Origin of the sequence: Streptomyces scopuliridis (assembly GCF_042790125.1) — a bacterium.
Taxonomy (GTDB): domain Bacteria; phylum Actinomycetota; class Actinomycetes; order Streptomycetales; family Streptomycetaceae; genus Streptomyces; species Streptomyces scopuliridis_A.
In genome coordinates, this window is the sequence record NZ_JBHTZS010000005.1 from 283,255 (window position 1) to 296,317 (window position 13,063).

General features: G+C 70.6%; 8 protein-coding genes. 6 read left to right on the forward strand and 2 right to left on the reverse strand.

Features of this window, described 5'->3' with window-relative positions; genetic code table 11:
* Positions 1 to 2: 2 nt before the first annotated feature.
* Entirely contained in the window at positions 3 to 2,870 is a 2,868-nt protein-coding gene (locus tag ACFRKB_RS10315) for a glycoside hydrolase family 3 C-terminal domain-containing protein (protein WP_383104906.1), read from the reverse strand.
* A gap of 339 nt (positions 2,871 to 3,209) precedes the next feature.
* Between ACFRKB_RS10315 and ACFRKB_RS10320 the strand changes: the two genes are divergently transcribed.
* From ACFRKB_RS10320 to ACFRKB_RS10345, 6 genes are all read left to right on the forward strand, one after another.
* Positions 3,210 to 4,883, forward strand: coding sequence for an extracellular solute-binding protein (locus tag ACFRKB_RS10320; protein WP_383104907.1), 1,674 nt, complete (start codon positions 3,210 to 3,212; stop codon positions 4,881 to 4,883).
* Between the two features lie 28 nt (positions 4,884 to 4,911).
* Complete coding sequence (locus ACFRKB_RS10325; protein ID WP_383104909.1) at positions 4,912 to 5,949, forward strand: ABC transporter permease; 1,038 nt, start codon at positions 4,912 to 4,914, stop codon at positions 5,947 to 5,949.
* A complete protein-coding gene (locus ACFRKB_RS10330) occupies positions 5,946 to 6,923 on the forward strand; it encodes a carbohydrate ABC transporter permease (RefSeq protein ID WP_383104911.1) in 978 nt (325 codons plus the stop codon). The genes ACFRKB_RS10325 and ACFRKB_RS10330 overlap by 4 nt, the downstream gene beginning before the upstream one ends.
* A gap of 79 nt (positions 6,924 to 7,002) precedes the next feature.
* The gene (locus tag ACFRKB_RS10335) at positions 7,003 to 9,210 is read left to right on the forward strand and encodes a sialidase family protein (RefSeq protein ID WP_383104913.1); all 2,208 of its coding nucleotides are present in this window, start codon (positions 7,003 to 7,005) and stop codon (positions 9,208 to 9,210) included.
* The gene (locus tag ACFRKB_RS10340; RefSeq protein ID WP_383104915.1) at positions 9,210 to 11,207 is read left to right on the forward strand and encodes a beta-galactosidase; all 1,998 of its coding nucleotides are present in this window, start codon (positions 9,210 to 9,212) and stop codon (positions 11,205 to 11,207) included. The genes ACFRKB_RS10335 and ACFRKB_RS10340 overlap by 1 nt, the downstream gene beginning before the upstream one ends.
* A 72-nt stretch (positions 11,208 to 11,279) precedes the next feature.
* Positions 11,280 to 11,987 carry a GH12 family glycosyl hydrolase domain-containing protein gene (locus ACFRKB_RS10345; protein ID WP_383104917.1) on the forward strand — a complete coding sequence of 236 codons (708 nt, stop codon included), beginning with the start codon at positions 11,280 to 11,282 and terminating at the stop codon, positions 11,985 to 11,987.
* Between the two features lie 17 nt (positions 11,988 to 12,004).
* Here ACFRKB_RS10345 and ACFRKB_RS10350 read toward each other — a convergent pair whose 3' ends face one another.
* Positions 12,005 to 13,033 (reverse strand): LacI family DNA-binding transcriptional regulator, encoded by a 1,029-nt coding sequence (locus ACFRKB_RS10350; RefSeq protein ID WP_383104918.1) that lies wholly within the window; start codon positions 13,031 to 13,033, stop codon positions 12,005 to 12,007.
* Positions 13,034 to 13,063: the final 30 nt, after the last annotated feature.

Here is a 13,063-nt window from a genome sequence, read left to right on the forward strand (position 1 = left end):
GTTCATCCGGTGATGTCGATCCGCGCGAGGCGCACCGGGCCGCGCAGGGTGACCCGCAGGTCGTGCACGCCCGAGAGCGTGATTCCGGCGCGCGCGGTGGTGCGGTAGTCGTACGGTCCGCCGGTCGCCCGCACCTCGATCACCGCGAGTGTGCCGCCGTCGGCGGTGGTCAGGGTGACCTCGCCCTCGCCCGCCGCGTCGAGGGTGACTCCGCTCGCGCCGTTCCCGAAGTCGCAGTCACGGAAGAGCAGTTCGCCCGCCTTCCGCTCACCGCCCGGGCCGAGCGGGGTCACCGCGTCGCCCGACACCTTGGTGCGGTCGACGATCTCGGTGCCGGTCTGCTCGTCGTAGTCGGCCGCGGCCAGCCCGTTCCGCCGCGGATCCCTGGCGCGCGGGGTGTCGCCGGGGACGGTGAGCCGGACGGAACGGCGGATGTCCGCGCTGGAGGCCGCCGCCTCGAAGACATACGTGCCGCCCGGTACGGTCCAGACGCCGTGCGCCACGTCGTAGTGGCCCAGTTCCTCTCTCCTGACGGCCAGTTCGACGGTACGGGACTCCCCCGCCGCCAGGGATACGCGGGCGTGGGCGACCAGCTGGCGGTGGGGACGCGGGACGCGCGGGGCGTCCTGCCTGGCGTACAGCTGCACCACCTCGTCGGCGGCGCGGGAGCCCGTATTGACGAGCGTGACGTGTGCCCGCAGATCCGGGCCGACCTCCAGTCCGTCGTAGCGGAAGGCCGCGTACGACAGTCCGTGGCCGAAGGCGTACAGCGGGGTGCCGTCGAAGTAGAGATAGGTCTGCCGCGAGCCGATGATGTCGTAGTCGAGCAGGCCGGCCGGATCCGCGTCGTCCGCGTACCAGGTCTGGGGCAGCCGTCCCGCCGGTGAGATATCGCCGGCCAGTACGCGCGCCAGCGCGGTGCCCGCCGCCTGGCCGCCATGGGCGGTCCACAGCAGCGCCGGGAGCCGGGCCTGCGCGTCGGCCACCGCGTAGGGATAGCCCGAGGTCAGCACGAGCACGGTGCGCGGATTGGCGGCGTGGGCGGCCCGCCACAGCCGGTCCTGGTGCGCCGGGAGGGCGAGGGTGCGGCGGTCCTCGGTCTCCCGGCCGTTGATGTGCGGGTCGTTGCCCGCCACCACGACGACCACCTCGGCGCCGGCCGCGGCGCGGGCCACCGCGTCCTCGCCGCGCTCCCTGACGACGATCTCGAACGATGTGCCGTGGCCGGCAACCTTCAGGCCGTCGGCGGCGACCGATACGTACCCGCCGGTCCCCGCGTGTGCAAGGAGGTGCCCGCTCTCGTGCTCTTCGAGCCGGAAGGTCTCCTGGACCACCCAGCCGCCGGGCTGGTCGGCGGAGGCCCGTACGTACCCGTCCTGGGCGACGGACAGATAGCGGCCGTCGGGCGCGCGCAGGGTGATGAGCCCGTTCCCCCAGTCGGTCAGGGCCAGTTCGGTGGCCTCGCCGGCCTCGTCGGCGTCGCAGGTCAGCGGTGCGAGATCGGTGCGTCCCGCCAGCAGTGCCGGATCGAGCGCGCCCTCGGCGCCGCGTGCCCCGCTCGCCGTCCCCTTCGCCGCCTCGTCCGCCCTCCCGGACGGGGGCACCCGGACCCAGCCGCCCGTCATGGCCCTGAGCGTGACCCGGTCCGCGCCGTCGGCGAAGGTGACGCGCTCGGCGCCGAAGCGTTCACGGAGCCCGTCGAGCGGGGTGTGGCGGCGGATCAAAGTGCCGCTGTACCAGTCGAGTTTGCACTCGTCGGCGAGCGGACCGACCAGCGCGACGCGGCGGCCGGGCGCGATCGGCAGCAGGCCGTCGTTCTTGAGCAGGACGACGGCCTGCTCCGCCGCCTCCTGGGCGAGCGCGCGGTGTCCCGGGGTGTCGAAGGCCGAGATCTCCCGGTGCGGATCGCGTTCCGGGTCGAACTCCCCGAGCGCGAACCGCACCGTGAGCTGACGTCGTACCGCCGTGTCGATATCGGACTCACCGATCAGGCCCCGCTCCAGGGCGCCCCGGATCCGGCCGGTGATCACGGACGCGTCGGTGCCGTGGTCGGTGAAGCTGTCGACGCCGGCGCGCAGTGCCGCCGCGGTCGCCTCCTCATGGGTGTCGAAGTACGCCTCGGCGTCGACGAGATTGCTGGGCGCGCCCGCGTCGGAGCAGACCAGCAGCTCGTGTTCGGTCCAGCCGCGCAAATGCTCCCGCAGCGCGGGCGAGAGATGGTTGGGACGCCCGTTGACCAGGTTGTACGCGGGCATGACCCCGGCCACCGCGCCCGCCTCGACGGCCCCGCGGAACGCGCGCAGATCGTATTCGTGCAGGACGCGGGGGCGGATGGACGAGGAGGTGGTGGCCCGGTCCGTCTCATTGTTGTGCGCGAGCCAGTGCTTGAGCACCGGAGCCGTACGCCAGTAGTCGGGGTGGTCGCCGCGCAGGCCCCGGGTGTAGGCGGTGGCGAGGACGGAGGTCAGCCGGGCGTCCTCCGCGTACCCCTCCTCGTTGCGTCCCCACAGCGGGTTGCGGAGCAGGTTCACCGTCGGGGCCCAGACGTTGAGCCCGACCCGGCCGTCCCGCCCGCGCATCGTCCGTATCTCGTGGGAGACGGCCTCCCCGACCCGGCGCACCAGTTCCTCGTTCCAGGTCGCGCCGAGCCCGACGGCCTGCGGGAACACGGTCGCGGGCCCCATCCAGGCGACACCGTGCAGCGCTTCCTGTCCCGTGCGGAACGCCGCGACGCCCAGGCGCTCGACCGCCGGGGCGAACTGATGCAGCAGGGCGGTCTTCTCATCGAGTGTCAGCCGCGCGAGCAGATCCTCGACACGCGCGGTACGGGTCAGCCCGGGGTCACGGAAGGGCGGCTGGTCCTCGGTCACGGGCGGTTCTCCCTGGAGAAGGTCGGTAAGGCCGAAAGAGCCGCGAGAGGCCCCCGATCGACTTTCGAAGCGCTTCGATGCTCCGAGTCCACCGGTCCGCTGTCAAGACATCCCGAGGTGCCGGTCACCCTACCCACACCCCGACAACTTCCCTTCTTCTGCGCCTTGTTGAACGGGACTGACCCTGCGGTAAGGAATCTTGAGAGTGGAGTCTTGTGCCTCCTGAAGGGTTCATTTAACCTCGCAGCAACATCGAAGCGCTTCGACAAATCTTCGACTCCGCAGCTGACCGGTGGGCTTCCGCCGGATGTTGCTGCGCACCACGAAGGGTTTGACGCAATGACGCCGAAGTCCTCCTCCGTACCGAGCAGGAGAAGCTTCCTCGCCTCCACCGCGGTCGCCGCCACCGCCGTGGCCGGCGGCGCGCCCCTGCTCACCGCCTGCGGTGGTACGCGGAGCGGCAAGAAGGAGGGCACCACCTCCGGGAAGGAGGCGCGGAAGATCCTGCCGGCCTTCGTGGCACAGAACGTCGTGGCGCCGGACATCCCGCCCGAGAACGGCTCCTCCGCCGGATTCACCCGGGCGGTCGCCGCCGCGGATCTCAAGGACTCGGTACCGGAGAAGCTCGGCACGGGCAGCCGCATCACGATCATGTCGCCGTACTGGGGCACCCCGCCGGCCGGTGACAACCCGTACTACGCGGCCATGAACGACGCCATCGGGGTACGGACCGTCTGGCAGAACCAGGACGGGAACACGTACGACGAGAAGCTCGGCGCCGTGCTCGCCTCCAGCGGGATCCCCGATGTGGTGGTCGTGCCGGGCTGGAATCTGACCGGCAAGATCCCGGGCGCCGTGAACGCCAAGTTCGAGGACCTCGGACCGTACCTCTCCGGTGACAGGGTCAGGGACTTCCCGAATCTCGCGGCCGTACCGACCGACGCGTGGCAGCGCTCGATCTTCGGCGGCGCGCTCCGCGGCATCCCGATGCCCGCCTCGTACGTGGTGAACATCGCGCCCTTCTACCGCGAGGACCTCTTCGAGAAGCGGGGATACGAACCGCCGCGCACGGCCGAGGAGTTCCTCGCGCTCGCGAAGGAGATCACCAGCGCCAGAGCGAAGGTCTGGGCCTGCGACGACATGAAGTGGACCGCCTTCAGCCTGTTCGGGGTGTTCTCCGGCAACGACAAGGCCCTGGGCTGGGACCTGGTCGACGGCAAGCTGGTCAACCGCGTGGAGACCACCGAGTATCTGGAAGCCCTGGAGTGGACGCGCAAGCTCTACGCCGCCGGGGTCGTCCACCCCGACGCCAAGGCCGTCCAGGGCGACGCCGGCAACCGGTTCACGGCCGGTCAGGTCCTGATCTACAACCAGGACCTCTCCCACTGGTACATGAAGACCGTCGAACAGGCGGCCACCCCCGGGTTCGCGATGGGCGCCCTGGACCTCTTCGACCACGCGGGCGGCGACCCGACGCTCTACGCCGTACAGCCCGCGGGCATCTGGGCCTTCGTCAGGAAGGGCTCCTCGGAGAAGCTGGTCAGGGATGTGCTGGCCATGGCGAACTTCACGGCCGCGCCGTACGGCACGAAGGAGCGCATGCTCACCGACTACGGCGTCGAGGGCACGCACTACACGGTGGAGAAGGGGCTGCCCGTCAAGAACGACAAGGGCACCATCGAGGTCGCCGGCACCTTCGACTACACCGGTGACCCGGCCGCGTATGTCGCCCACCCCGACCGTCCCGACATCGCCAGGGCGCAGGTGGAATGGCAGCAGCGCATGGGGGCCTTCACCAAGAAGACCGCCTTCTACGGGCTGACCGTCACCGAGCCCACCCGCTGGACCAACCTCGCCGACGACTTCGAGCAGCTGGAGGACGACATCGTCCGCGGCCGCAAGAAGATCGGCGACATGCAGCGGGCCGTCTCCGACTGGAAGAGCGGGGGCGGCGACCAGCTGCGCGACTGGTACAGAAAGCTGCTCGACGAGTCCGGACCGGCCGCGAACTGACACACGGCACACGAAACAGGGAGTTCAGGTGTCGCAGAGCACGGTTCCGGACGCGGACGTACGCGAGCGGGCGCGGAGCGCACCCCGGCCGCCGCGGCGGAAGGGCGGGAAGCCGCCGCCGAAGCGGAAGCGGGGCCCCGGACTGTCCCTCCGGGTCCGGCTGCGCCGGGACCGGGCGCTGCTCCTGATGACGCTGCCCGCGGTGCTGCTGGTGCTGGTCTTCAGCTATCTGCCGATCCTCGGCAACGTGGTGGCCTTCCAGGACTACGACCCGTATCTCAGCGACAACGGCTTCGTCGCGATGCTGGAGAGCCCCTGGGTCGGCTTCGAACAGTTCGCGCGGATCTTCGGCGACTCCGCGTTCTGGGCGGCCGTGCGGAACACCCTGGTGCTGTTCTTCCTCCAGCTGGTGCTCTACTTCCCGGTGCCGATCCTGTTCGCGCTGCTGATCAACAGCGTCGTACGGCCCAGGGTGCGGGCGGTCGCCCAGGCCGTGCTGTATCTGCCGCACTTCTTCTCCTGGGTCCTGGTCGTCACCGTCTTCCAGCAGATCTTCGGCGGCGCGGGCATCATCGCCCAGACGCTGCGGCGGCACGGCGTCGAGGGCTTCGACCTGATGACCGACCCCGGCCTCTTCAAGTTCCTGCTGACGGCCGAGGGCGTCTGGAAGGACGCCGGGTGGGGCGTCATCGTCTTCCTCGCGGCGCTCGCCTCCGTCAACCACGAGCTGTACGAGGCCGCGGCGATGGACGGCGCGAACCGGTGGCGCCGGATGTGGCATGTCACTCTGCCCGCGCTGCGTCCGGTGATCGCGCTGCTGCTGGTGCTGCGCGTGGGCGACGCGCTGACCGTCGGCTTCGAGCAGATCCTGCTCCAGCGCGACGCGGTGGGACGCGACGCGGCGGAGGTGCTGGACACCTTCGTGTGGTGGACGGGCATCCGGAACCAGGACTTCGGTTACGCGGCCGCCGCCGGTCTGGTCAAGGGCGTCATCGGACTGGGGCTGGTCCTCACGGCCAACAAGGTCGCCCATCTCATGGGCGAGCAGGGGGTGTACAAGAAGTGAGCGCCACCGACACCGCCACCGACGCGGGCACCGCCGCCGACGCGGGTGCCACCGCCGCGCGCGGGCGCCGGCGTGGTCATTGGGTCGCCCCGCCTCGTCCGGTCTGGGAGGAGAAGCCCACCAGGACCGGACTCGCGGGCAAGGCCATCGCCCTCTCCGCCGCCTGTCTCGCGATCCTGTTCCCGCTCTGGATCGTCATCGTCACCAGTCTGTCCTCGCGGAGCGCCATCGACGCGGCCGGCGGTCTGGTGATCGTGCCCAGGGACCTCACCCTCATCGCGTACCAGGAGCTGCTGAGCGGTGGTCAGGTGCAGCGTGCCGCGCTGGTCAGCCTGGGGGTGACGGTCGTGGGCACGGCGTTCAGCATGGTGGTGTCCGTCCTGTGCGCGTACGGACTCTCGCGTACGCACTCCCTCGGCCACCGCTGGATCCTGATGACCCTGCTGGCCACCATGTTCTTCGGGGCCGGTCTGATCCCGACCTATCTGCTGGTCCAGGCGCTGGGGCTGACCGACACCTATCTGGCGCTGATCCTGCCGGGCGCGGTGAGCGTCTTCAATGTCCTGGTCCTGCGCTCCTTCTTCATGAACATCTCCCCGGAACTGCTCGACAGCGCGCGGATCGACGGCGCGGGCGATCTGCGGATCCTGTGGCAGATCGTCATACCGCTCTCCCGTGCCGTGATCGCGGTCATCGCGCTCTTCTACGCGGTCGGCTACTGGAGCGCCTGGTTCAACGCGTCGATATATCTGACGGACCAGCAGATGATGCCGCTCCAGAACGTCATGATCCAGCTGGTGCAGAAACAGGAACCGCCGACGGGTCTCGGCCAGCAGATCAAGACCGGCCGGCTCTCCCCCCTCTCGGTGCAGATGGCGGTCATGGTGCTGGCGCTGCTGCCGGTCGCCGTCGCCTCGCCCTTTGTCCAGAAGCATTTCAGGAAGGGCATGCTCACCGGCGCTGTCAAGGGCTGACGCGTCCACGGGCCTGCTCGCGCACGACCTCACCAGGTGCCGCCCCGGCGCGCACTCCCCCACGACGGAAGGTGACGTCATGTCCGATCCGACGCATGGACCCCGTAGACGAACGGTGCTCAGCACGGCCTCGGGGGCTGCGGCGGCCCTCGCGCTGACCGGCTCCCCGGCGATGGCCACGCCCCGGCACTCCCCCGCCGCCGCCGGCCGGGCGTCGGCGGAGCAGCCCTACCGCTGGCGCTCGGTCACCATCGGTGGCACCGGCTTCCTCACCGGCGTGCTCTTCCACCCCGCGGTGAAGGGGCTGGCCTACGCCCGTACCGACATCGGCGGCGCCTACCGCTGGGACGAGGCGGTCCGCGGCTGGACACCGCTCACCGACCATCTCGGCTGGGACGACTACCATCTGCTCGGCGTCGAGGCCATGGCCGTCGACCCGAACCAGCCCGACCGGCTGTATCTCGCCCTCGGCGCCTATACGCAGTCCTGGGCCGGCAACGGCGCCGTGCTGCGCTCCGCCGACCGGGGCGCCACCTGGAGCCGTACCGCTCTGTCCGTGAAGCTCGGCGGCAACGAGGACGGCCGGGGCGCGGGCGAGCGGCTGCTCGTCGACCCGCGTAACGGTGACACCCTCTATCTCGGCACCCGCCACGACGGGCTGCTCACGTCGACGGACCGGGGTGCGACCTGGAAGGCCGCCGCTTTCCCCGCCGCCGCGAGCGCCACCGGCCAGGGCATCACCTTTTTGGTGGCCGCGGGGCGCGTGGTGTACGCGGGGTGGGGCGACGGCGGCAGCGCGCTCTACCGTACGGGCGACGGTGTGGCGTGGGAGGCCGTCCCCGGCCAGCCGTCGGGCGCGGCGGCGCGGCTGCCGGTCCGCGCGGCCTTCGACGCGAACTCCCGTTCCCTGTATGTCACGTACGCCAATGGGCCGGGCCCCAACAACCAGACCGACGGGTCCGTCCACCGGCTCGACACCACCACCGGCGTCTGGACGGAGGTGACGCCCGTCAGGCCCTCGGGGGGCGATCCCTTCGGCTACGGCGGCGTGGCCGTCGACGCCCGGGTCCCCGGTACGGTCGTCGTCTCCACCAACAACCGCTGGGGACCGGTGGACACCCTCTACCGGTCCACCGACGGCGGCGCGCGCTGGACCTCGCTCAAGGACACCGCCACGCTCGACATCCGGGAGACGCCGTATCTCGCCTGGGGTGCCACGCCCAAGTTCGGCTGGTGGATCCAGACCGTCGCGATCGATCCGTACGACTCGAAGCATCTGGTGTACGGCACGGGCGCGACGCTGTTCGAGACCCGCGATCTGGTGCGCTGGGCACCCTGGATCAGGGGACTGGAGGAGTCCGCGGTACGGCAGTTGCTCTCGCCCGCCACCGGGACCGCCCCTCTCCTCAGTGGTCTCGGCGACCTCGGGGTGATGTACCACGAGTCGCTGACCGTCTCCCCGTCCCGGGGCATGGCCACGAACCCGGTCTTCGGCTCGGCGACCGGTCTGGCGCTGGCCGCGCTGAAGCCGTCCTATGTGGTGCGCACCGGCTGGGGCGACCAGGGGAACGGCGCGTCCTCGACGGACGGCGGCCAGAGCTGGCGCCCCTTCGCCGGACAGCCCGCGATCGCCTCGACCGCTCCCGGGCCGATCGCGGTGAGCGCCGACGGTGCCACGCTGCTGTGGTCGTTCGTCCACTGGGACGGTACGCGCCATCCCGGTTTCCGCTCCACCGACGGGGGCGCCACCTGGAGCGAGGTGGCCACCTTCCCCAAGGGCGCGGTGCCGGTCGCGGACCCCGTCGACCCGCGGCGTTTCTATGTGTACGACACGGACGGCGGCGCCGTGTGCCGCTCCACCGACGCGGGCGCGACGTTCGTGCGCGGCGCGGGCGGACTGCCGTCCGGGGATGTCCAGTTCCGGATCGCGGCGGCGCCGGGACGGACCGGTGACCTCTGGCTGTCGGGCAAATGGAACGGGCTGTTCAGGTCCACCGACGGCGGCGTCTCCTTCACCAGGGTCACCAGCTGCTGGGCCTCCTACGCCCTCGGCTTCGGCAGGGCGGCCCCCGGCGCGGCCTATCCCGCGGTCTTCCAGACCGGCGCGACGGAGAACTTCGTCGGGGTGTACCGCTCCGACGACGCGGGGGCCGGCTGGATCCGGATCAATGACGACGCCCATCAGTGGGGCTGGACCGGTGAGGTGATCACCGGCGATCCGCGCGTCCACGGCCGGGTCTATCTGGGCACCAACGGCCGCGGTGTCCAGTACGGGGACCCGGTCTGATGCCGTCCCTGGACGACGCCACGCGCGGTCGCGTGCTCTTCGGCGGCGACTACAACCCCGAGCAGTGGCCCGAGGAGACCTGGCCGGAGGACGTGCGGCTGATGAAGGAGGCCGGGGTCACCTCCGTCACCCTGGGCGTCTTCTCCTGGGCGCGGCTCGAACCCCGTCCCGGCGCACGGGACTTCGGCTGGCTGGACCGGCTGATGGACCTCATGGCGGAGAACGGCATCGGGGTCGTCCTGGCCACCCCGACCGCCTCTCCGCCGCCATGGATGGGCTCCCGCCATCCGGAGACGCTGCCGCGTGACGAGGACGGCCGGATCGTGTGGTGGGGCTCGCGGCAGCAGTTCTGCCCCAGCTCACCCGTCTACCGCGGGTACGCCGCCGCGCTCACCCAGGATCTCGCGGCGCGGTACGGCGGCCATCCGGCGCTGCGCATGTGGCATATCAACAACGAGTACTGCACCCACTGCTGGTGCGACGGGACGGCCCGGCACTTCCGCGACTGGCTGCGCGCCCGGCACGGCACTCTCGACGCGCTCAACGAGTCCTGGGGCACCGCCTTCTGGAGCCAGCGCTACGACAGCTGGGACGAGATCATCCCGCCCCGGCGCGCCCAGTACCTGCGCAATCCCGGACACACCCTCGACTTCCGCCGCTTCACTTCGGACGCGCTGCTGGAGTGTTACACCGCGGAAGGCGACATCGTCGTGTGGCACACCCCGGACACCCCGGTGACCAGCAACTTCATGCCGTTGTGGAGCGGCCAGGACGGCTGGGGGTGGGCGGAGCGCGAGGATGTGGTGTCCGTCGACATCTACCCCGACCCGAGGGATCCGTACGGCGGTCAGTACAACGCGATGCTCGGCGATCTGACGCGCTCCCAGGCGCGGGGTCCCTGGGTACTGATGGAGCAGGCTGCGGGACCGGTCAACTGGCGGGGCGTCAACCACCCCAAGCCGGCCGGTCTCAACCGGCTCCAGTCCTGGCAGTCGGTGGCACGCGGCGCCGACGCCGTCTGCTACTTCCAGTGGCGCCAGTCCCGGCAGGGCGCGGAGAAGTTCCACTCCGGGATGCTCAGCCACGCGGGCGAGCGGGGCCGTACCTTCCGGGAAGTCAAGCGGATCGGCGCCGAACTGGCCCGGCTGGGGCCTGAGATGGCGGGTACCCATACCGCTGACGAGATCGCGCTGCTGCACGACTGGGACTCCTGGTGGGCGGACCAGCAGGACGGCCGGCTCTCGTCGCGTCTCGACTACCCGGCGGTCCTGCGCGCCTGGCACCGGGCCCTGTGGGAGTCGAACCTCCGCACCGGCTTCGCCCGTCCCGACCACGATCTGAGCGCGTACCGGCTCGTGGTCGTACCGCACTTGTATCTGCTGACCGACGCCGCGATCGACAATCTGGTCCGGTACGTGCGTGACGGCGGCACCCTCGTGTCCGGCTTTCTGACGGGCGTCGCCGACGAGGACGACCGGGTGCGGGCGGGCGGAATGGACATCCGGCTGCGTGAGCTGTTCGGCATCGGCACGGTCCACGAGTGGTGGCCGCTGGACGCGGACGAGACCGTGGAGTGCGACGGCTTCCGGGCCACCCTGTGGTCGGAGGAGCTGGAGGCGTCGACGGGCGAGACCATCGCCTCGTACAGAAGCGGGGAACTGGCCGGGCTTCCGGCCGTCCTGCGCGACGGCCGCGCCTGGTACGTCTCGACGCTCCCCGAACCCGGCGCGCTGCGTGCGCTGCTCGCCCGGGTGGCGCGGAGCGCCGGGGTCCGGCCCGTGCTGGAGGGGCTGCCGGACGGGGTGGAGGCGGTGCGCCGAGGCGGGCTGCTCTTTCTGTTCAACCACGGCGCGAAGGACGTCACCGTCGCGGCCGGCGGCCGGTACCGGGAGCTGCTCGGCGACCGGACGGTGGACGGCCCGGTCGAGCTGGGCCGCCACGGTGTGGCGATCCTCCGCGAGCTGAGTCACTCGGCCACCGAGTCACCGAACCACTGAGCCACCGAGCCACCGATGAATCGCCGACCCGCTGCACCACCGGCTCACTCCAACCCTCATGGAAGGGACGCCATGAACCTCCGTACACCGGGCAGGCTGCTGCTCGCCCCCGCCGCCGCGTTCGCCGCGCTCATCGGCTTCGCCGCCGCCCCCGCCCACGCGGCCATCTGGTCCTCGTCCGACCAGTGGGGCTCGTACACCACCTCCGACGGCTACACGCTCTACAACAACATCTGGGGTCCGGGCGCGGGCTCGCAGACCATCTGGGCCAACTCGTCCTCGAACTGGGGAGTCTGGGCCGCCCACCCCAACACGGGCGGCATCAAGTCGTACCCCAACGCGAAGAAGGTGATCAACAAACCCCTGGACTCCCTGTCCTCGCTCCGGAGCGGCTACAACGTGTCCGTGCCGTCCTCGGGCGCGTACAACACGTCGTACGACATCTGGGACACCGACTACGACTACGAGGTCATGCTCTGGGTGAACCACAACGGCGCGGTCGGCCCGCTCGGCACCTCACAGGGCACCGCGACGCTCGGCGGCCACACCTGGAACGTCTACAAGGGGAACAACGGCGGCAACGAGGTCTTCTCGTTCCTGCGCACCTCGGACTCCACCTCCGGCACGGTCGACATCCTGCCCATCCTGAAGTGGATCAAGAACACCAAGGGCTGGTGGGGCAACGAGACCATCGGGGACGTCCAGTTCGGCTACGAGATCACCTCGTCGTCCGGCGGTCTCGACTTCCAGACGAACAGCTTCTCGGTCACGGGTGGCTGACGACGCGTCAACACGGCCTATCCAGCCAGCGGGTCCCCGGGGACGGCCCGGGGGCCCGCGCTCTCCCGTACGGTCAACTCGGGCCGCAGCAGTACGACTTCGTCCGTGCCCCGGCCCGCGAGTTTGGCGACCACCTGCTCGACCGCGTGCCGTCCCATCTCCTGTGCCGGGACGGCGACCGAGGTGAGGGGGACGGAGGCATGGACGGCGACCTGATCGGGGCAGATGGCGACCACCGAGATGTCCTCGGGGACGGCACGCCGCTGCTGGCGCAGCAGGGCCAGCAGCGGGTCGGTGGCGGCCTCGTTCTGGACGATGAACGCGGTGGTGCCGGGACGTTCGTCGAAGATCCGGCCGACGGTGGCGGAGACGGCCGCGTAACTGCCCTCGCAGGGCCGGTGCAGCAACCGCAGCCCCAGCTCCCCGCTGCGCTCGCGCAGCCCGCTCAGCGTGCGTTCGGCGAAGCCGGTGAGGCGCTCGTACACCCCGGGGGCCTCGCCGATCACCGCTATCTCGCGGTGGCCGAGCCCAGCCAGATGATCCGCGCACACGGCGCCGGCGGCGGCGAAGTCGAGGTCCACACAGCTGAGTCCGGTGGTGTCGGCGGGCAGCCCGATGAGCACCGAGGGACGCCCCGCCTCCCGCAGCAGCGGCAGCCGGTCGTCATGCAGCTCCACATCCATCAGGATCATCGCGTCGGCGAGGGCGCTGCCCTCGATCCGGCGCACCGCCGCGGGACCCTCCTCGCCGGTCAGCAGCAGCACGTCGTAGCCGAAGGTACGGGCCGTGGTGGCGACCGCGATGGCGATCTCCATCATCACCGGTACGTACATGTCCGTACGCAGCGGCACCATGAGCGCGATGATGTTCGACCGGCTGCTGGCCAGTGCGCGGGCACCGGCGTTGGGGTGGTAGCCGAGCTGTTCGATGCTGCGCTCGACCCGTTCCCGGGTCGAGGCCGAGATGGACCGCTTGCCGCTGAGGACATAGCTCACCGTGCTGGCGGAGACTCCGGCATGCTGAGCGACATCGGCGAGGGTGACCATTCAGCTCTCCAGGCAGGCCGGTTGAGAAGT

What these genes read in the sequence shown, in the direction of transcription:
- ACFRKB_RS10320 (WP_383104907.1), top strand. Translation starts at nt 3,210, where the DNA reads ATGACGCCGAAGTCCTCCTCCGTACCGAGCAGGAGAAGCTTCCTCGCC.
- ACFRKB_RS10335 (WP_383104913.1), top strand. Translation starts at nt 7,003, where the DNA reads ATGTCCGATCCGACGCATGGACCCCGTAGACGAACGGTGCTCAGCACG.
- ACFRKB_RS10340 (WP_383104915.1), top strand. Translation starts at nt 9,210, where the DNA reads ATGCCGTCCCTGGACGACGCCACGCGCGGTCGCGTGCTCTTCGGCGGC.
- ACFRKB_RS10345 (WP_383104917.1), top strand. Translation starts at nt 11,280, where the DNA reads ATGAACCTCCGTACACCGGGCAGGCTGCTGCTCGCCCCCGCCGCCGCG.
- ACFRKB_RS10350 (WP_383104918.1), bottom strand. Translation starts at nt 13,033, where the DNA reads ATGGTCACCCTCGCCGATGTCGCTCAGCATGCCGGAGTCTCCGCCAGC.